Consider the following 19869-nt stretch of genomic DNA (forward strand, 5'->3'; position numbering starts at 1 on the left):
TTGCGCGCACAGACGACGCCGTTTGGCTGCGCTAGCCGGCGGCTGCGCTGCCTGTCTCAGTTGACGCCGCTTCGAGCGACGCGGCGTGGCGTGCGAACAGCGTGATGCGGTCTTCGCCGATCCGCTCACGTTTCTCGTGGTCGGTGATGCCTTGCCCCGGCTCGTCGGCCAGGCACAGCACGCCGAGCTTGCCCTCGTGCAGGTTGTGGTGCACCTGCCAGGCGGCCAAGCCGGTCTCGTCGAGCGCGAACGTCTTGGACAGGATCGGCTGGATGCGTCCCTGGTCGATCAGGCGGTTCATCGCCCACGCTTCGGCGTAGTTCGCGAAATGGCTCGACAGGATCTGCTTCAGGCGCATCCACAGGTGCCGGTTGTCGTACTCGATCATGTACCCGCTGGTGGCGGCGCAGGTCACGATCTTGCCGCCTCGCTTGGTGACGAACACCGAGGCACCCATGGTTGAGCGCCCAGGATGCTCGAACACGATGTCGGGGTCGTCGCCGATGAGGCTGCGCACCTTCTTGCCGAAGCGGCGCCACTCGCGTTCGTCCTGGGTGTGGGGGTCGCTCCAGAAGCGATAGCCCTCGGCGCCGCGATCGATGGTGTGCTCCACGCCGAGCTGGCCGAGCAGCTCCGCCTTGTCTGGCGAGCTGACGACACCGACGGGCACACCGCCGCCGTTGAGCACGAGTTGGCAGGCGTAGCCACCCAGTCCGCCCGTGGCACCCCAGATGAGCACCGAGTCGCCCTGCTTCATGCGAGCGGCGTTGTCGCCGACCAGCATCCTGTACGAGGTGGCGCCGCAGAGCGCGTTCACCGCCGATTCCTCCCAGGACAGGTGCGCCGGTTTGGGCATGAGCTGGTTGGCCTTGACGATGGAGAGGTCGGCGAGACCGCCGAAGTTGCTCTCGAAGCCCCAGATCCGCTGATTGGAGGCCTTCATCGAGTCTTCGTGCGCGGCGGGATCCTGATCGTCGACGTAGTTGCAATGGACGACGACCCGGTCGCCAGGCCGCCAGTTGCGCACGGCCGAGCCGCACCGCAGCACCACGGCTGAGGCGTCGGAGCCGAGCACGTGGTAGTCGAGCGCGTGCCGGGCGCCCCAGCGGCTCTCGCGACCCAACCGGTCCAAGAAGCCGAACGTCGGCATGGGTTCGAAGATCGACGTCCAGACGGTGTTGAAGTTGATGGCGCTGGCCATCACCGCCACGTACACCTCGTCGGGCGCGAGTTCTGGCGTGGCGACCTCGCCGATGTGCACCGCCTCGCGGGGATCCTTGTCGGCCGAAGCGCGCCCCTCGAACATCGCCTGCTCATCGCGCCGTACATAGGCCGCACGGAAGCTCTCCGGGATCGGCATGGCCTCGAGTTCGGGACCGGACGCACCGGCGGCGATGGCATCAGCGAACTGCTTCACGGACCCGAACGCTAACGGTGCGCACGGGCTGCAAGTTCCACTCTCGAGTGGCGCCCCGGCAGCCTCATGAGCCGTTTCGTACACTCGCCGTTCACACATCTGTCGCCCAGCCCGCGGGCTGGCGCGTCGATGCAGGCGAGGGGGTTGCGATGTCTGGTTCGGTGATTGTCGGGGGCGCACGCACGCCGATCGGCAAGTTCAACGGCGGGCTGGCCGGCCTGAGCGGCGCACAGCTCGGCGGCATCGCGATCGAGGGCGCGCTGGAGCGGTCCGGTGTTGCGGCTGCCGATGTCGACTATGTGGTGATGGGCCAAGTGCTGCAGGCCGGTCAGGGCCAGATCACCGCCCGGCAGGCGGCGACGAACGCAGGGATCTCCATGGATGTGCCGGCCATGACCATCAACAAGGTGTGCCTGTCGGGGCTGAACGCGCTCTACATGGCCGACCAGATGATCGCGGCGGGCGACGCCGACGTGGTCGTTGCGGGCGGCATGGAGTCGATGACCAACGCGCCCTACCTGCTGCCCGAGGGGCGCAACGGCATGCGCATGGGCTCAGCGACGGTGCTCGACGCGATGATCCACGACGGTCTGTGGTGTGCCTTCGACGACGGGCACATGGGCGACGGCACCGAACGCGACGCGGCGAGTGCGGGCATCTCGCGCAGCGCTATGGATGAATACTCAGCACAGTCGCACGAGCGTGCAGCGGCCGCTCAAAAGGACGGGCGCTTCGACGACGAGATCGTGGCGGTGAGCATCCCGCAGCGCCGCGGCGAGCCGCTGGCGGTGCTCGACGACGAGGGCGTGCGACCGGGAACGACACCCGAGAGCCTGTCCGGTTTGCGACCGGCGTTCGCATCCGACGGTGCCGTCACCGCCGGCAATGCCTCGCAGATCTCCGACGGCGGCTGCGCGTTGATCGTCATGTCGCCCGAGGCGGCTGCCGAGCGCGGCATCGAGCCGCTGGCCGAAGTCGTGGCGTACGGCATGGTGGCAGGGCCCGACACCTGCCTGCTGCACCAGCCGGCGAATGCGATCCGGCGGGCGCTGCGGCGCACTGACGTAACGGTGGACGATCTGTCGCTGTTCGAGATCAACGAAGCCTTCGCCGCCGTGGCAGTGGCGTCGACGGAGGATCTCGGCGTCTCGCCGGAGATCGTGAACCCGAACGGCGGCGCGGTAGCACTCGGCCACCCGATCGGCATGTCCGGGGCTCGCCTGGCGCTCACGCTCACCAGCGCGCTGCGCAGCCGTGGCGGCGGCCTGGGTGCGGCGGCGCTGTGCGGGGGCGGCGGCCAAGGCGATGCCGTCGTCCTGAAGGTCGCCTAGCCGGCGTCACTGGCGAATCAACGGGCACCGGAGGCTCCCTCACGCCGCTTGTGGCCGGGCGAGCACTTCTGTCGCAACGCAGAGCGGCCACAGCGCAGCCTGGACTGCATCGCTCATCGCCGCAGCGTCGGCAGACGGAACCTCCAGGTAGATGCGGCTCGCCGCCAGCAGCTCGGTCAACCGGGCGAACGGGGCCGGATCGACGAGCATCGCCCCGACCACAGCCGCAGGTGCAGTGGCGATTGCCAACAGCACGCCGCACGGGTCCACGAACACCGCGGCGACCCCCTGCGGTGCCGTTCCGGCGCTGCGGCACAGTGCCTGCGCATGGCACGGCCCCGCCACCATCACACGTTCATCGGGTGACGGTCGGAACACCGCAACAGGCAGCTCGTGGGCCGTGCGGCCCGTCGTCGGGTCGTCGTGGTCGAAGGCAGCCATAGCACTCCTCGCGCGCGCAGGCCGCCGGGGAAGTGCCACACGGACCGTAGGCAGCCACCGTCCCGCCGTCCAGCGATTAACGCCCCGCCCCCCTGAGGAGCCGCGCGAGTAGGTGAACCCTCCCGTTGCCGCACTCGTTATTTCCCGCTCTTGTTCGCCGTCGCTCACGGGCCGCTCGGGCCACGGCTTCGCCTATCGGCTCAGCCTGTCAGGGGGCGAGGGTGCGGCGGTTGCGGAGGGCTCGTTCGAGGGTGAGCTCGTCTGCGTATTCGAGGTCGCCGCCCACGGGCAGGCCGCTCGCCAGACGAGTGACCTGCACACCGAGGGGTTCGAGCTGGCGGGCGAGATACATCGCGGTGGTGTCGCCCTCGATGTTGGGGTTGGTGCACACGATCAGCTCGGTGACCGACTCGCTGTCGAGACGTGCAAGCAGCTCGCGAATGCGCAGCTGTTCGGGGCCGACGCCCTCCAGCGGGTTCAGCGCCCCGCCGAGCACGTGGTAGCGACCCCGGAAGCCGGCTTTCTCCATCGCCACCACGTCGCGAGGCTCTTCTACGACGCAGATCATCCCGTTGGCTCGGGCCGGGTCGGCGCAGTTGGGACACGGGTCGGTCTCGCTGAGGTTCCAGCACTGGCTGCAGAATCCGACCCGGTCTTTGGCTGCAGTGATGGCCGCGGCCAAGCGATGTGCATCGGCCGCCGGTCGCTTCAGCAGCCAGAACGTGATGCGCTGCGCGCTCTTGGGACCGATGCCGGGCAGGCGGCTGAGCTCGTCGATCAGGTCTTCGACCGCGTCGTCGTACACGTCAGTCCCTGCCGCCGGTGATCACTAGAGAGTGTCAGGTGGCGCCCTCGTCGTCGCGGACCACGACCGAGCCGGGGAAGTGTTCCACGATGCGTTGCACCTTGGCCTCCGGGGAGGTTGCCGATGAGCCAACGTCCCGCGAGAACGCGGAGGCTGACAGATTGGCTTCCTCGGACTGCCGAGCGGCGCTGCCGGAGGCGGGCGGGTTCACTGAGTCGCCGGCCATTTGGGCGGCAGAGCCGGACGCGACCTCCCCGGCAGGCGTGGTCGGTGAGGACGGCGCTTCGCCGGTGGCGTTCGAGATCGGGCTGGGTTCGCCTCCCGCATCGCTCACCTCGAGGCGAGCTTCCTGGTCCAGCAATTCCGACAGGATCGGCTGCACCTCATTGATGCGGCGACGGGCTTGAGCGAGCGGCACACCTTCGCCTAGCCGGACAGTCACGACATTGCGCTCGCGAGCAAGAACGTACGCGTCGCGGAAGAGTCCTGCCGCGACAGGACGCAGCTTCCCGACAATCTGGGTTTCCCAGATGCGCTGGATGTCATCGGCCGTCATCGCAGCGCCAGACGCCGGTGCGGACTCGGCTGTCATGTCTGGCTGGGGGTCTGGTTCCAGCGACGACGAGGGAGCGGCGGCATCGCCTCTCTGTACGCCGACCACTGCGTCAGGCGACGGCTCGGCTGGCGCCGACGCCGCAGCAGGCTCAGCGGTCGTCGGCGGCACCGCTGCGGCAGTCGGGGGCGCGGGTGGTGCTGCGGGGGCCGTGGGCGGAGGCGGTGCGGCACCGGGAGGGGCATCGATCGACGGGGGCGCTGTGGTCGCGGCCATCGCCGCGCGGGCAGCAGCCGGTCCGCCGCCCGCAGACGCGGTTCGTTCCGCCGGCCGACGCGCGTCCGACGCCGGCGCAGCTCGCGACGATGCGCCAGCGCCCACCGCATCATCGGCGAGCAAGCCCACCAGCGCGGTCTCGAGGGTCAGGCGCCGGTCGGCCGATTGCGGCATCTGCGCCAGCGCGCTGCCGAGCGCCTCGAGCGCCCGCACGTTGGCGCGCCGACCCATCGCGTCGCTCAGCTCCCGGGCCGAGGTGATGTCGGCGCGCGGCAGTTCAGCAGGCTCCACCCCGGCACCCACCAAGAACATGTCGCGCAGGCGGCGTGCGGTGCGCTCCGCGAGGTCGCGCGCATCGACACCGGCCGAGGTCGCATTCGCAACCGCAATCAAGGTCGCCGCCAGATCAGCATGTGCCAGCGCTTGCACCAGCGCGTTCACGTCGGTGCGGTCATCGGGGATGCCCCCGGCCGCCAGCACCGTGTCGAGCGCGGAGAGCGCGTCGCGCACCGACCCCGCACCGCGCTCGGTCACATAGTTGACGACGGCGTCGTCGACCGGCGCTCCGGCGGCGTCGGCGATCGCCCGCACATGAGGCGCCATCTCGTCGGCGCCGACCAGCGAGAGCTCGAACTGCTGAGTACGGCTGCGGATGGTGGGCAGCACCTTGTTCGGATCGGTCGTGGCCAGGATGAACACGACGTGGGACGGCGGTTCCTCCAAGGTCTTGAGCAGCGCGTTGGAGGCTGCCGCAGACAGCATGTGCACTTCGTCGAGCAGGTAGACCTTGCGACGCCCGGAGCTGACGAGGGCTGCCTTCTCGGTCATGTCCCGGATGTGGTTGACCGAGTTGTTGGACGCAGCGTCGAGCTCGATGAGATCCAACGAGGTGCCGGCGGCCACGGCGGTGCAGCTGTCGCAGGCATCGCAGGGTTCGCCGTCGTCGGTGAGCGCCTCGCAGTTGAGGGCCTTGGCCAGGATGCGTGCGGTGGAGGTCTTGCCGGTGCCGCGGGGACCGCTCAGCAGGTATGCGTGCCCGACGCGGTCCTCGCGCACGGCATTGCTCAAGGCCCGGACCAAGTGAGGCTGGCCGACTACCTCTGCAAACCGCTGAGGCCGGAACCTCCGGTAGAGCGACTGGTGCGGCATCTTGGAGGCGATCCTAAGAGCCGACGCGGCGGCTTGCCGACAGTTTTTGGCGACGCCGCATGCCGGCATCTCCCCGTCGCTGCGCTCACGGGCCGCTCGGCCCTCGACGGTGACTCATCGGCAGGCTCTGCGGTTATCGTTTGGGCTGTGTCGCCGTCTGACGTGGCGGCCGGGTCCTGTGCAACGGCGACCCGTGAACCGAGTCAGGGCCGGGAGGCAGCAGCTCTCAGCGGACCTCGTTGTGTGCCGCAGATCGCCTGGCCGCCTCGCCAGACGGCGACACGTCTGATGTCCCGGGATCGCCGTGCGATCCCGGCATCATCACAGTGATCATCGTGCGATCGCTGCATCGTTACGGAGAGTTGCCAGAGTGGACGAATGGGCTCGCTTGGAAAGCGTGTGAGGCTTTCATCGGCCTCCGTGGGTTCGAATCCCACACTCTCCGCATGTCGTGCTGAGCCATGTGAGGTCGAGCACTGATGCCCGGCGGCGGGCGCCCAGCCGGGCCGCCAAGGCTCGCCGCGGCATCACTGCTGTGGGACGCGGCTGTCTGACGCCGAAAGAAAGCGGCCACACTGCGGTGGTGACAGACGACGCGGCGATGGAACAGGCGATCGAACAGGCTCGGCAGGCTGCTGCCGTCGGAGAGGTGCCTGTGGGCGCCGTGGTGATGATCGACGGCGAGGTCGTCGCTGCCCGCCACAACGAACGCGAGACCACCAACGATCCCACGGCGCACGCCGAGGTGCTGGCACTGCGCGACGCCGCTGCGGCGGTCGGCGACTGGCGGCTGAGCGGCGCAACGCTGGTGGTGACGCTCGAACCGTGCCCGATGTGCGCCGGGGCTGCGCTGTCGGCCCGCGTGGCTCGGGTGGTGTTCGGGGCCTATGACCCCAAGGCGGGTGCTGCGGCGACGCTCTACAACCTGCTGGTGGACCCCCGCTTCAATCACAACGCTGAGGTGATCGGCGGGCTACGCGAAGCCGAATGCGGCGAGATGCTCAGCGATTTCTTCAGCAATCATCGCTGAGCGGCCGAGGGGGAACCGTGAGCGATCCAGAGATCGAGTTTGAGACGAGTCCCGAGCAGTACCGCCATTGGGTCACCGAGATCGACCGGGAGCGGGCCACGCTCACGATGAACGTGGACCCGACCGCAGGGCTGCGCGACGACTACGAGCTCAAGACCAACTCCTACGACCTCGGTGTCGACATCGAGCTCTACGACGCAGTCCAACGGCTGCGATTCGAACACCCCGAGGTCAAGGTGGTGGTGGTCACCGGCGGCCTCGACAAGATCTTCTGTGCGGGCGCCAACATCGGGATGCTGGCCGGCGCCACCCATGAGCACAAAGTGAACTTCTGCAAGTTCACCAACGAGACCCGCAACAGCATCGAGGACGCCACAGCCAACTCTTCTCAGGTATGGATCGCGGCGGTCAACGGCACGGCTGCGGGAGGCGGCTACGAACTGGCCCTCGCCTGCGACGAGATCCTGCTGGTCGACGACCGCGCCTCGTCGGTCTCGCTTCCCGAGATCCCCCTGCTGGCGGTGCTGCCCGGCACCGGGGGGCTCACCCGCGTCGTCGAGAAGCGGCACGTGCGGCGCGATCTCGCCGATGCATTCGCTACCCGCACCGAGGGAATCCGGGGTCGCCAGGCCGTCGACTGGGGCCTCGTCGATCAAGCAGCCCCGCTCAGTTCATTTGGCGACCTCATTGACGAGCGCGTGGCTGCCCGTGCTGTCGAGTCTGATCGCCCAGATCTCGGGCCTGGCATCCGTCTCGTGCCGCTCGACCGCACCGTCGACGGCGACTCCGTCGAGTACTCCGCCGTGTCGGTGCGCATCGACCGGCGAGCGGGCACGGCCACATTCACGATCACCGCCCCCGACGCTCCGCAGCCCGCGACGCCCGACGAGTTGATCGAAGCCGGTGCGGAGGCCTGGGTCCTGCGCTGCGCACGCGAGCTCGACGCAGCCGTGCTCCATCTGCGCTTCAACGAGACCGCCATCGGCACATGGGTGTTCCGCACCGAGGGCGATCCTGATGTGGTTATCGCGGCCGAAGAGCTCCTGGCTGATCATCCAGATCACTGGCTGGTGCGAGAGATCCGGCTGTACTGGGCACGGACGCTCAAGCGATTGGACCTGTCTGCCCGGTCGCTGATGACCCTGATCGAACCGGGCAGCTGCTTTGCCGGAGTCCTGGCCGAGCTGGTGCTCGCCGCCGATCGCAGCTTCATGCTCGACGGGACGTGGGAAGAGCTCGACGACCCGCCCGAGCCGGCGACGATCCGGCTCACCGGCGCCAATCTCGGCTGGTTCGCTATGTCCAATGGCCTCAGCCGGCTCCAGACCCGGTTCTGGGGCCGACCCGCCGCACTTGCCGCAGCGGAGGCCGCCGTCGGCACCGAGCTCGAAGCGCGCGAGGCTGCGGGGGCCGAGCTCGTCACCTTCGCCCCCGACGACATCGACTGGGACGACGAAGTCAGGATCGCGCTCGAGGAACGGAACAGCTTCTCTCCCGATGCGCTCACCGCAATGGAGGCGAACTATCGCTTCGTTGGGCCGGAGACGATGGAGACCAAGATCTTCTCCCGCCTCTCGGCTTGGCAGAACTGGATCTTTCAACGACCCAACGCCGTGGGGTCGAATGGAGCGTTGCAGCGCTTCGGCACCGGTTCCCGGCCGGAATTCGACCCCAGGAGGGTGTGAACATGACCATCGTCGACATCGACGCCAAGATCCCCAACAACGTGGACCTGGCCGACGACCGCCGGCTGCAGCGAGCACTGGAAGGGTGGCAACCGAAGTTCATCCGGTGGTGGGAAGAGCTCGGCCCCGTGGCGTTCAAGCGCAGCCCGGTGTTCCTGCGGACCGCGGTCGACGTCGGCCGTGAGGGCTGGGCCAATTTTGACCATGTGGAGATGCCTGACTACCGCTGGGGGATCTTCCTGGCCGAGCCCGAGCCAGATCGCAAGATCGCCTTCGGCGACCACCAGGGCGACGACGCCTGGCAGGAAATCCCGGGCGAGTACCGGGCCGATCTGCAGCGTCTGATCGTGGTCCAGGGCGACACTGAGCCGGCCTCGGTCGAGCAGCAGCAGAAACTGTGCCTGACCGCCCCCTCGCTGTATGACCTGCGCAACCTGTTCCAGGTCAACGTCGAAGAGGGGCGCCACCTGTGGGCGATGGTCTATCTGCTGCACCGTTACTTCGGCCGAGCCGGACGGGACGAGGCCGACGAGATGCTCGAGCGTCATTCCGGCGATACCGACAACCCCCGGATCCTCGGAGCGTTCAACGAGGAAACGCCGGACTGGCTGTCGTTCTTCATGTTCACGTACTTCACCGACCGCGACGGCAAGTACCAGTTGGCCTCCCTGCGAGAGTCGGCCTTTGACCCACTCAGCCGAACCTGCGACTTCATGCTCAAGGAAGAGGCCTACCACATGTTCGTCGGGGCCTCCGGGGTCGGTCGGGTCGTGCAGCGCACCTTGGAACTGATGCACGAGCACGACACCGACGATGTTCACCCCCACGGTGGCCTCAATCTCGATCTGATCCAGAGGTATCTCAACTTCCACTACGCCGTGTCGCTGGACCTCTTCGGTGCCGAGACCTCGACGAACGCCGCCAACTACTTCGCCGCCGGGCTGAAAGGCCGCTTCCAGGAAGAGCGTCGCGACGACGACCACGTGCTGCGCGACGCCACCCGCCTCGTGCCCGAAGCCACCGATGACGGCATCGGCGTCCGGGAAGTCACGCAGCTGGCTGCGCTCAACGAGACGCTGCGCGAGGACTACACCGAGGACTGCAGCAAGGGCCTCGACCGCTGGAACCGGTCGATCGCCGAAGCCGGGGTCGACTTCGAGTTGCGACTGCCCCATTCCGGCTTCAACCGCAACGTGGGCACCTTCGCAAACCACCGTGTCTCACCGGACGGCCGGATGATCAGCGATGCGCAATGGCACGCCAACGCCTCGGACTGGCTGCCGAGCGATGACGACAAGTCGCACGTGAAGTCGCTCCAGGTCGCTGTGACCGAGCCGGGCAAGATGGCCGGCTGGGTAGCGCCGCCAGCCACCGGCATCAACCGGAAACCGCTCGAGTTCGAATACGTGCGAATCTGAGGTCACGAACGAGGAGGCAGTCAATGGTCGAACCGTTCAATGCTGCGACTTGGCTGGTCGACCGTCGCGTCGCTGCCGGCGACGGCGACCGGTTGGCCGTGATCTGCGATGACCAGCGATACACCTACCGCGAGCTTGCCGACGAGATTGCTCGCACCGCGGCTGCGCTGCGGGGGCTCGGCGTGCGACCCGAGGAGCGCGTCGCCATGGCGATGCTCGACTCGGTTCCCTACGTGGCTGTGTTCTTGGGTGCGCTGCGGATCGGTGCCGTGCCGGTCCCGATGAACCCGCTGCTGCCGGGCCGAGATCTCGCCGTGATCACGGCCGGCGCGCGCGCCACAGTCGCCGTCGTTTCCGAAGCCGTCGCCGGCTGCATCGGTGATCTGTGCTCGGGGGCGCCGGAAGTCGCGACGGTGATCGTGGCTGGCAACCTTCCGCCCGATGCCGGCAACGGACACGCCCGCATCCTGAGCTGGGATGAGTTCGACGCCGGGGCCGAAGGTGCCGACAGCGCGCCGTACCCGACGTGGGACGAATCGCCGGGTTTCTGGCTTTGCACCTCAGGCTCGACCGGCCAGCCCAAGCTGGCGGCGCACCGCCATGTCGACATCCGCGTCACCTGCGAGACCTATGCGCGCTCCGTCCTCGAGATCACGCCCGAGGATCGGTGCTATTCGGTCGGACCGATGTTCCACGCCTACGGGCTTGGCAACTCGCTCAGCTTCCCGTTCTCGGTCGGAGCTTCGGCGATTCTCGAACCTGCCAGACCGCCGACGCCGAAGCGGGTCGCCGAATTGGTGACCGCCCATCGGCCGACATTGTTCTTCTGCATTCCCACCTTCTACGCGGCACTCAACGGCTCCGATCTGGCCGACGACACCTTTGCCTCGGTCCGCCTGGCCGCCTCGGCTGCCGAGCCGTTGCCGGCCGAGACCTTCGAACGGTTCAGTGAGCGGTTCGGCGTCACGGTGCTCGACGGCATCGGCTCGACCGAGATGCTCCACGTCTACCTGTCCAACTCGCTTGCAGACCTGCGGCCCGGAACAAGCGGCAAGCCGGTGGGCGGCTACGAGATCCGCATCGTCGACGACAGCGGCCGGGATCAACCTCCCGGCGAGCCGGGCCAGCTTCTCGTCAAGGGCGGGTCTATGACGACGGGATACTGGTGTCGATCCGAGACGAACCGGGCCACCTTCGAGGGCCCGTGGATGCGCACCGGCGATCTGTACGACGTCGACGCCGATGGATATCACACGTACCTGGGCCGGGTCGACGACATGCTGCGCGTCGGCGGCGAGTGGGTGTCACCAGCCGAGGTCGAGGCCACCCTGATCGAGCACCCCACCGTGCTCGAAGCGGCGGTGGTCGGCGAGCACGACACCGACGGCGTGCTGCGACCCGTGGCCTACGTGACTCCCGTCGACGGCGACCTCGTTACTGCCGACGACATGACGCGCGACCTGACCGCCTTCTGCCGTGAGCGGCTGGCCGGCTACAAGCGGCCTCGCCGCTACGAGATCGTCGACGATCTGCCCAAGACTGCGACTGGCAAGATCCAGCGGTTCAAGCTGCGGTCATGAGTCGCCGCCAGACCGATCTGCGGTGACGGCGGGTGTGGCGGAAGGTGTGGGATTCGAACCCACGGTGACCCGAGGGCCACAACGGTTTTCGAGACCGCCCCATTCGTCCGCTCTGGCAACCTTCCGCAGCGCACCCTATCGACGCCTGCACGGCTGACCGCCTCGCCCGCGGCCCCTGCCACACGGCAATAATCGGTCGCGCGGAAGGCGAATTCGTGACAGCCTCAGGGCCGTGAGCAGCGCTGTGGAGAGCTACCGAACCCCGGCAGGCGGTATGTCCGGGCAGCCTGACGGCACCTGGTCAGTCTCTGCACTTGCACACGCCATCGGCGAGACGATCCAGCGGGCCTTCCCCGCCGAGGTCTGGGTACGCGGCGAGATCATCGGCTACTCGGTGGCAGCAAGCGGCCACATCTACTTCAACCTCATCGAGCCAGGGACGGACGGCGACCGTCGTGGCGATCGCATGCGGGTGGCGCTGTTCAAGGGACGTCAGCGGTTCGTGAACCGCGACCTCGCCGCTGCCGGCGGGCTGACGCTCGACGACGGCATTGAGGTGCGGATCCGCGCCGAGGTGGAGTACTACGCCGGCAGCGGGCAGGTCCAGCTCATCATGAGCGGCGTCGATCCGCACTTCACGCTCGGCGTGCTGGCCGCTGACCGTGAGCGCACGCTGGCCGAATTGGCCGCGTCGGGCCTGCTGCGGCGCAATGCCGCTGTGCCGCTCGCGTTGGTGCCGCTGCGCGTCGGGCTCATCACAGCCGCCGGCAGCGCCGCCCACGCTGACTTCGTCCATGAACTCGAGTCGAGCGGATACGCATTCGAGGTGCTGCTGTGCGACGCCCGGGTGCAGGGCGTGACAGCCGAAGCCGACCTCGTCGCAGCGTTGCGCACACTCGGCCAAGCCGACGTCGACGTGATCGCGCTCGTGCGCGGCGGAGGCGACCGCACCGATCTGCTGGCGTTTGACCTCGCCAGCGTGGCCACAGCCATCGCCACGTGCCCGCTGCCGGTGTTCTGCGGGATCGGCCACGAGATCGACACCTCGGTGGCAGACCAAGTGGCACATACCGCAGCCAAGACACCGACCGCATGCGCCAGCGCGCTCGTTGGGAATGTCGCCGCGTTCGATGAACGCCTGGCCCAAGCCCGCCGCGAGATCGACCGTGCCGCTCGCTCAAGGACATCGGCCGCCACAGCGCGCCTGGCGACAGCGCGAGGAGCGCTCGGCCTGCTGGCCGAGCGCCGCCTGGCACGCCCGCGCGCGCAGCTCGGCGAGGCCCGGCTGCGGCTGGATCATCACGCGCAGCGGCATTGCCGCGCAGCGGCCGGCAGGCTCACCAGCGCGAGCCGCGCACTGCAGCGCAGTCACACCCATGCGCAGCGCGGGCTGGCGTCGCTCCGTGCCCAACGGCAGCGGTTGAAACGGGCCTCGACGCGACACCTCAGCGCAGCCAAGGCGCACTTGCGTTCCGCATCGGCACTCGTGTCGGCGGTCGCGCCCGAGCGAACCCTGGCTCGGGGTTTCTCGATCACACGAGCGGCCGACGGCGGCATTGTGCGAGAGATGCCTGCTGCCGGCGACACCATCTCCACCGAGACCCAACACGCTGTGTTCCCCAGCGTCGTTCACCGCAGCAGGACTACCGGCAGTCAGCCAGACAGGCCGGCTGATGATCCGACAACGGGAAGGACCACTGATGGCTGAAGACAACGACGGCGGCGCGGAGGCGGGCGATGCCGAGCTCGGCGGCTATGCCGAGTCGATGGTCGAGCTCGAGTCCATCCTGACCAGCCTCGAAAACGACGACATCGACATCGACGCGCTGGCCTCCCAGGTCGAACGCGCCTCGCGCCTGATCGCGCACTGCGAAGGGCGCCTACGCGCCACGGAACTGTCCCTGCAGACGATCCTGGCCCAGCACGAGCCGGCATCGGCCGACGAGGAAGCCTCCTGAGGCTCGACCCGCGGCGTCGCGAAGGTGTGGACCGGGGGAGTTGGTGGGCGCTCCCCCGGTCCACTTGCGCGTCACGGGTCGGTGGAAACCCGGAGCGCAGGCTCACGCCGCCACGGGAAGTGCCCACTGTGAGTGACCGCGGCAGTTTGTCGAAACCACCGAGAAACCTATGAGTTCGCCATCCAATTGTCAAGATGATGAAGCCAGAAATCCCAGTGATTCCGGGGATTTTCCACATGGCGCGTGGCCATCGCCACTGCAGGCGGCCGACGTTGCCGCAGGTGCTGTGCGTCGGGTGGAACCCCGGGTCGCTGGCGGCTGGGCCTACTGGGTCGAAGAGCGGCCACTCGAGCGCGGGCGGGGCGCCGTCGTCCGGGTGAGGCTCGACGAGCCCGATGCGGGGCCCGCGGACGTTGCCCATACATCGGAAGCAGACATCCGCACCGCGGTGCACGAATACGGCGGCGGGGCATGGCTGCCTTTGGAAGCGCCAGACGGCAGCCACTTCGTGCTGGGCAGCTGCATGAGCGACCACCGGATCCGGCTGTTCGACGTGGCGGGAAACACTGCCCCGAACCCGATTACCCCCGAACCCGATGTGCCGGGGAGCCTGCGCTATGCCGACCCGGCGCTGGTGCCCTCACCACGTCCCGCCGCCGGCGACGGGAGATTCGAACCGGTCACGGTGTGGGTGCGAGAGTCCCACCCCGACACCGCAGGCGAGCCGACCAACGAGCTGGTCACGGTGCGCCTCGACGGGACGGTCAGCGTCGTGGCGTCCGGTGCCGACTTCTACTCCTCGCCACGGCCTTCACCGGACGGATCCGAGCTGGCCTACCTCAGCTGGGACCACCCAAACATGCCGTGGGACCACACCCGCCTGCATCTGGTCGAACTCCGTGACGGCGACCCGGTGCCCAGCACCGACCGGGTGCTGTGCAACGGCCCCGCGCTGACCCAGCCGGCATGGAGCCCCGACGGTGAGCTGCACATCGTGACCGACGTCGACGGCTGGTGGTCGATACATCGCGTCGATGCCGAGACCGGTGACACCGAACCGCTGCTGGCCGACGCGGACACGAGCAGTGCCCGCCGCGAATTCGGGGTTCCTGCATGGGTGTTCGCGCAGGCCACCTATGGCTGGGACGGGGGCGGCACCCTGTGGTGCACTTGGACAGCCGATGGCGTCAGCCATCTCGGACGTATTCACGATGGCCGACTCGAGGAAGTCCCGAGCGGATTCACCGACTTCGGCCGGCTTGCCGTAACGGCTGATGGTGCCGCGGTCACCGTTGCCGCAAGCTGGACCCGGCGAGCCGCCGTTGTCGAGATCGCGTCCGACGGCACGCACCGGCAGCTCAGCGACAACGAGCCCTCGGCGCTCGAGCCTGACGATGTGTCGGTGCCGCAGACATTCACCTTTGGCAGCGAGGGCGGACGCCAGGCGCACGCATTCTTCTTCCCGCCTGCCAACTCGGCGGTTCCGGCGGAGCCCGACAGCCCTCCGCCGCTCATGGTGCTCAGCCACGGTGGACCCACAGGCTCGGCTCGCAGCTCGCTCGATCTGGGCATTCAGTACTGGACCACCCGTGGCATCGCCGTGGTGGACGTGAACTACGGCGGCAGCACCGGCTACGGCACCGCCTTCCGCAACCTGCTGGCGGGCCAGTGGGGCGTCGTCGACACGCAGGACTGCATCAACGCTGCGCTGCATCTGGCCCGCGAGGGCGCTGCCGACTCGCAGCGGCTGGTCATCAAGGGCGGCTCGGCTGGCGGCTACACCACGCTCTGCGCACTCACGGGCAGCGACGTGTTCGCAGCCGGCATTTCCCGCTACGGCGTGGCCGACCTCGAAGCGCTCGCCCGCGACACGCACAAGTTCGAGGCCCGATATCTCGATGGGCTGATCGGCCCCTGGCCCGCCGAGGCCGACCTGTACCGGGAGCGCTCGCCGATCTGGCGCACCGACCACCTTCGGACCCCGATGATCGTGCTGCAGGGCACCGAAGATCGGGTGGTGCCCCAGAGCCAGTCCGAACAGGTCGTCGAGGCTCTGGCGAACGCGGGCGTGCCGCACGCCTACCTGCTGTTCGAGGGTGAGGGGCACGGCTTCCGCCGCGGGCCCAACATCGTGGCCGCGCTCGAAGCTGAGCTGTCCTTCCTGGGCCGGGTGCTGGGCTTCGAACCCGCAGGCGATATGGCCCGCGTCGAGGTGCGCTGACGCAGTCCTCTCAGCAGAAGCACCCAGCGCCTGATCTATCGCGTACGTCAAGAGCTGCGCTGGACATTCGTCTCACGCTGCGATGGGCTGATACTCCGGTCCGGTGAGGGGTTCGTATCCCTGCGGCCAGGGTGCCAGCAAACGACACAACAACCGCATGTGAAGCGGAGCGCTCTCAGGGTTGACATGCTCGGCGGTGACTGTGATCTCGACTGCTCGCTCGCCTAATTCGTGAATGACGTCCACTAGGCAGTCAGGCACCCAGCCGATGCGGCGGTCCGTTCGTGTACACAGGAGCACCGCTCGCGGGTTCACTAGGTTCGAGGGTTCCTTCTCAAGTTCGAGAACATCGCCGACTTGCACATCAAGGGTGGCGCGCTCAGCGCCTTCAAGGTGGCGAATCCCACGCAAGAAGAAGAGCATGGAGAGATGGTCGTCGTGGGTTCGCTCAGGGTGTGCGAACACCTCCACGCGATCCGTTGCCTTCCAGCCCTCGCTACGAATCAGAACTTCGAATGGATCGGTCTCAACATCTAGGTTGAGCCTCTTCACAAAGTCCTCATAGTCGGGTCGACGGCGCGGCATCAGCCGGTTGCGGAACACTGGGAAGAGTTGTTCGCTCTCATGGACAGCATGCAAATCAGGCAGACCGGGAAGACCATGGAAGCCCTCGAACTGCTCAGCAGCCTTCAAGTAGGCAAATCGGTAGCACTGACCATCACCAGATGTGCGGAGCGTGAGAGTGCCGACCGGCCGGATCAATCCGTCAGGGTTGCGCCAAGCGGCGTACAGGCGGCGCTCGCCTCGTGGGGACATGGCTCTCACCGTAGGTGTGGGGTGTGACACGAACTTAGCGACGCGCACCGAGCAGCCGCGCGATATTGCGCCTGAGCACCCGTTCCGCGAACTGCTGCGCCGTTGCAGACATACGGTTCCGCGGCACGAGTGCGACAGCCTCCGTCAAGCGGTCGGCATCACTGCACTGGCTCAGCCAGTGGTCTTTGACATCGGCTGCGCAGCGGTCAAGTGCCACTCTTGCGACTTCGATTGGGTGCGGCTTGCCGACGAACGGAGACTTGGCACGATCTGCGAATCCCTCGGGCGTGAATCCCTGATCGGCCGTGGCCAAGCGTTGCTGTCGTTGTTCATCCGACAACAGGAATCCCAGCGACGAGGCGTGATCGAAAGTTGGGGCGAGCCTTCGCTCGCGCAAATTCGCTACGGCTGCCCAATTCTCCTCGTGCCGGTCAGTGTTGCCGATCAGCGCGTCAAGAACGAGATACCCGACGAAGATGTCCCAGGCGCTGAGTCCCAGCCGCGATTCGCTCGGGGGTTGAACCGGAAGCAGCGCCTGCTCAACGGCCTCCACGGTGTAGCCATGACGGGCACCCTCCGAGACTGGTTTGGCCAAGAGTTCGTTGCCGGGAACGAGCTCCTCAGTCGGACGCCCTTGTGCGTCCGAAGCTGCGAGCACCGACCTGCTGATGATCCCCAGGCGAGTCGCTCCACTGGAGTGCTCGACCGCGAGCTCGATGCGCGCGGCCGGGATCCCGAGCTTTCGGGCCACATCGAACGCGACGCGTTCCGCCCAATCATCGCCCTTCTGGTAGCGGGTTCCATCGTTACGCGTGCTGTGCGTGACGTACTTCAAGAGCCATCGCTCACCAGAATCGGGATGCATGAGCCAACGCTTGGGCTTGGTGCCAAGCTGCTCATCACCAATCGCCCGCCAGCTCGTCACATCGACAACCGCGTAATGACTGGGGCCCGCTGACATGACGATCGCAGCCTCCGGTTCGCCGTCGATAGGTTCGACACGTCTACTCCCGCGACCATGGTCGCACGAGGGCGTCGTAGTGATACGAGGTTATTGAGGTGTACAGCTTCGCTCGGAGGCCGATCTGGCTGGCTGGGCACGCGCTCGCCGGCGTGCTGCTGGTGATCTTCGTGATCGCCGGCTTCTGGCAGCTCAGCCGTCACAACGAAGTGCGTGACCGAAACGCAGTGATCGCCGAACGGCAGGCCATGGCGGCGCTGGATGCCGACCGCTTCTTCGAAGCCGTGACGAACGCCGGGCTCGCAGAAGGACTGGAGTACCGGTCGGTGAGCCTGCCGATCGTGGGAGCTGACTGGCAGGAGTCGGTGCAGATCCGCAACCGCAGCCTCGACGGCCGTGCCGGCTGTCACATTGCCGTGCCGATGGAAACCGCATCCAACGGCAGCGAAGCGCCCTTCGGCGTGCTCGTGATCGTCGGATGGCTGCCCCAGCAGGCATGCGCATCGCTGCTCGATGGCGACGTCGACGTCTTCGAGCGCCGGCTCCCGTCTGCCGACCAGATCACGGGCCGAATCCGGCTGAGCCAAGAACGCGGCCTGCTTGGGCCCGCCGACCCAGCCCAGGGACAGCTCAGCTCGCTGGCCCGCACCGATGTCGAGCGGATCGACCAGCAGACAACGCAGGACCTGGCGCCGGTGTACGTCGAGATCACCGGAGCTGTCGACGAGAACGGCGCAGCGATCCGTCTCGGTACGTGGCCGGGCGATCCGGGTGACGCTCTCCCAGCGCTTGAACCGCTTCCGCCGCCCCAGCTCGACGCCGGCCCGCACCTGGGCTACACGTTCCAGTGGTTCAGCTTCGCTGCGGTCGCCATCGTCGGCTACACGCTCGTGCTGCGCCACCACGCCCGCAAGGGCGAGTCTGAACAGATCGCCGACGACTGAGCGCATACACCAAAAGACACAGATGTCACAGCGGCGAAGGCAGCAGGAGACTCGGCGACGTTGCGACCTGCCGGATCGCTGGTCGCCGAGGGTTCTGCCGCCGCCGCCACGGGCGAGCGACTGTTAGCGGCCGATGGTTTTGGCCATGCGGGCGGTCGCTTCGTCGAGCATCGCCGGCGAGGTGGCGAAGTTGAGGCGCACATGGCCGACGCCCTCGGGCCCGAAGTCCAACCCGGAGTTCAAATACACCCTGCCCTGCCCCAGAAAGACCGAGGCGGGATCGTCGCCGAGGCCCAGCTCGCTGCAGTCCATCCACGCCAAGTAGGTGGCGTCAGGCGGGCGGTACCCGACTTCGGGCAGTCGCTCGGCCAGCAGCTCCGCCAGCAGGTGACGGTTTCTGTCAAGACCGGCCACCAGGTCGTCCAGCCAGTCCAGCGCCTCGGTCCACCCGGCGATCGTGGCTACCTGGCCGAGGATCCCGATGCCGCCGATCAGCCGCTTGGGGATCTTCTTGATCACCGGGCCGTAACGCGATGACGCTGAATGCAGGAATGCCATCCGCAGCCCCGCCATGTTGAACGACTTGGTGGCAGCGGTGACGGTCACGGTCCGCTCCGAGGCCAGCTCGCTGACCGACGCAACCGGAATGTGCCGCCTGGGCGCATAGACCAAGTCGCAGTGGATCTCATCGGAGATCACCACCAGGTCATGACGCTCGGCGACGTCGATCACCGCCGCAATGTCGTCAGCGTCGAGCACCATGCCGCACGGGTTGTGCGGCTGGCACAGGATCACTGCGGTGACATCAGAAGCCGACGCAACCGATTCGAAGTGGTCGAGATCGAGTCGCCAGCCGTCGTCATGGCGGATGAGGGGGTTGGGTACCACACGGCGCCCGTGTCCGGTCACGCTGGAGAAGAACGGCGGATAGGCCGGGGTCTGGAAGATGATGCCGTCCCCGGGTTCGGTCAAGTATGTGATCGCCAGCTCCAAGCCTTGGATCACGTCGTGAACCCGGACGACGTCGGCCGGGTCGACCTGCCAGCCGAACGCTTCGCCCATGCGCTTGGCGAAGACGCGCAGCACGGGGATCGGCTGGTCGTAGAAGTCGTAGCCCAAGCCGCCGGAGTCGATGCGTTCACGCACGGCGTCAAGCACGACGCCAGGCAGTTCCACGTCCATGTCGGCGACCCAGGCCGCCAGCACGTCGGGGCCTTCCCGTCCCCACTTGATGCCCGGGCGGTTGCGAACCCGTTCGGTATCCAAGTCGAAGATCACGGGGCG

General features: G+C 67.4%; 16 protein-coding genes, 2 tRNA genes and 1 other RNA gene. 11 read left to right on the plus strand and 8 right to left on the minus strand.

What is annotated here, in order from left to right; all coding sequences use genetic code 11:
- Positions 1 to 31 precede the first annotated feature (31 nt).
- Complete coding sequence (ccrA, locus tag ACOGJB_RS11180; RefSeq protein ID WP_419837216.1) at positions 32 to 1417, minus strand: crotonyl-CoA carboxylase/reductase; 1386 nt, start codon at positions 1415 to 1417, stop codon at positions 32 to 34.
- Positions 1418 to 1566: 149 nt separating this feature from the next.
- Between ccrA and ACOGJB_RS11185 the strand changes: the two genes are divergently transcribed.
- Positions 1567 to 2748 (plus strand): acetyl-CoA C-acetyltransferase, encoded by a 1182-nt coding sequence (locus ACOGJB_RS11185; protein ID WP_419837217.1) that lies wholly within the window; start codon positions 1567 to 1569, stop codon positions 2746 to 2748.
- A 39-nt stretch (positions 2749 to 2787) separates the two neighbouring features.
- Here the strand turns inward: ACOGJB_RS11185 and ACOGJB_RS11190 are convergent, their stop codons facing one another.
- The 3 genes from ACOGJB_RS11190 to dnaX all read right to left on the minus strand — a co-directional run bounded on the left by ACOGJB_RS11190 (position 2788) and on the right by dnaX (position 5972).
- Entirely contained in the window at positions 2788 to 3189 is a 402-nt protein-coding gene (locus ACOGJB_RS11190) for a hypothetical protein (RefSeq protein WP_419837218.1), read from the minus strand.
- A 208-nt stretch (positions 3190 to 3397) separates the two neighbouring features.
- Positions 3398 to 3994 (minus strand): recombination mediator RecR, encoded by a 597-nt coding sequence (recR, locus tag ACOGJB_RS11195; RefSeq protein ID WP_419837219.1) that lies wholly within the window; start codon positions 3992 to 3994, stop codon positions 3398 to 3400.
- A 34-nt stretch (positions 3995 to 4028) separates the two neighbouring features.
- Positions 4029 to 5972, minus strand: a complete 1944-nt coding sequence (dnaX, locus tag ACOGJB_RS11200) for a DNA polymerase III subunit gamma/tau (RefSeq protein WP_419837220.1) — start codon at positions 5970 to 5972, stop codon at positions 4029 to 4031.
- Between the two features lie 167 nt (positions 5973 to 6139).
- Between dnaX and ffs the strand changes: the two genes are divergently transcribed.
- The 6 genes from ffs (at position 6140) to ACOGJB_RS11230 (ending at position 11685) form a co-directional block, all read left to right on the plus strand.
- An RNA gene (gene ffs, locus ACOGJB_RS11205) (signal recognition particle sRNA small type) lies at positions 6140 to 6238 on the plus strand.
- A gap of 90 nt (positions 6239 to 6328) precedes the next feature.
- Positions 6329 to 6417 (plus strand) — tRNA-Ser (locus ACOGJB_RS11210).
- A gap of 135 nt (positions 6418 to 6552) precedes the next feature.
- The gene (tadA, locus tag ACOGJB_RS11215; RefSeq protein ID WP_419840723.1) at positions 6553 to 7002 is read left to right on the plus strand and encodes a tRNA adenosine(34) deaminase TadA; all 450 of its coding nucleotides are present in this window, start codon (positions 6553 to 6555) and stop codon (positions 7000 to 7002) included.
- A 17-nt stretch (positions 7003 to 7019) separates the two neighbouring features.
- Complete coding sequence (gene boxC / locus ACOGJB_RS11220; protein ID WP_419837221.1) at positions 7020 to 8687, plus strand: 2,3-epoxybenzoyl-CoA dihydrolase; 1668 nt, start codon at positions 7020 to 7022, stop codon at positions 8685 to 8687.
- A gap of 2 nt (positions 8688 to 8689) precedes the next feature.
- A complete protein-coding gene (boxB, locus tag ACOGJB_RS11225; protein WP_419837222.1) occupies positions 8690 to 10105 on the plus strand; it encodes a benzoyl-CoA 2,3-epoxidase subunit BoxB in 1416 nt (471 codons plus the stop codon).
- Between the two features lie 23 nt (positions 10106 to 10128).
- Entirely contained in the window at positions 10129 to 11685 is a 1557-nt protein-coding gene (locus ACOGJB_RS11230; protein ID WP_419837223.1) for a benzoate-CoA ligase family protein, read from the plus strand.
- Positions 11686 to 11720: 35 nt separating this feature from the next.
- Here the strand turns inward: ACOGJB_RS11230 and ACOGJB_RS11235 are convergent.
- Positions 11721 to 11810, minus strand: a tRNA-Ser gene (locus ACOGJB_RS11235).
- 107 nt (positions 11811 to 11917) lie between these two features.
- On the opposite strand from ACOGJB_RS11235, the gene xseA reads away from it, so the two are divergent.
- The 3 genes from xseA (at position 11918) to ACOGJB_RS11250 (ending at position 15864) form a co-directional block, all read left to right on the plus strand.
- Entirely contained in the window at positions 11918 to 13393 is a 1476-nt protein-coding gene (gene xseA / locus ACOGJB_RS11240; RefSeq protein ID WP_419837224.1) for an exodeoxyribonuclease VII large subunit, read from the plus strand.
- Positions 13386 to 13643 (plus strand): exodeoxyribonuclease VII small subunit, encoded by a 258-nt coding sequence (gene xseB / locus ACOGJB_RS11245; RefSeq protein WP_419837225.1) that lies wholly within the window; start codon positions 13386 to 13388, stop codon positions 13641 to 13643. Before xseA ends, xseB begins: the two co-directional genes overlap by 8 nt.
- Positions 13644 to 13938: 295 nt before the next feature.
- Positions 13939 to 15864 (plus strand): prolyl oligopeptidase family serine peptidase, encoded by a 1926-nt coding sequence (locus ACOGJB_RS11250; RefSeq protein ID WP_419837226.1) that lies wholly within the window; start codon positions 13939 to 13941, stop codon positions 15862 to 15864.
- 72 nt (positions 15865 to 15936) lie between these two features.
- Here the strand turns inward: ACOGJB_RS11250 and ACOGJB_RS11255 are convergent, their stop codons facing one another.
- Positions 15937 to 16680 (minus strand): hypothetical protein, encoded by a 744-nt coding sequence (locus tag ACOGJB_RS11255; RefSeq protein WP_419837227.1) that lies wholly within the window; start codon positions 16678 to 16680, stop codon positions 15937 to 15939.
- 34 nt (positions 16681 to 16714) lie between these two features.
- The gene (locus tag ACOGJB_RS11260; RefSeq protein WP_419837228.1) at positions 16715 to 17641 is read right to left on the minus strand and encodes a hypothetical protein; all 927 of its coding nucleotides are present in this window, start codon (positions 17639 to 17641) and stop codon (positions 16715 to 16717) included.
- Between the two features lie 98 nt (positions 17642 to 17739).
- Between ACOGJB_RS11260 and ACOGJB_RS11265 the strand changes: the two genes are divergently transcribed.
- A complete protein-coding gene (locus ACOGJB_RS11265) occupies positions 17740 to 18585 on the plus strand; it encodes an SURF1 family protein (protein ID WP_419837229.1) in 846 nt (281 codons plus the stop codon).
- A 123-nt stretch (positions 18586 to 18708) separates the two neighbouring features.
- On the opposite strand, the gene ACOGJB_RS11270 is transcribed toward ACOGJB_RS11265, so the two are convergent.
- Positions 18709 to 19863, minus strand: a complete 1155-nt coding sequence (locus ACOGJB_RS11270; protein ID WP_419837230.1) for a MalY/PatB family protein — start codon at positions 19861 to 19863, stop codon at positions 18709 to 18711.
- Positions 19864 to 19869 lie beyond the last annotated feature (6 nt).

It is taken from the genome of Candidatus Poriferisodalis sp. (genome assembly GCF_965208895.1).
GTDB lineage: Bacteria > Actinomycetota > Acidimicrobiia > Acidimicrobiales > Poriferisodalaceae > Poriferisodalis.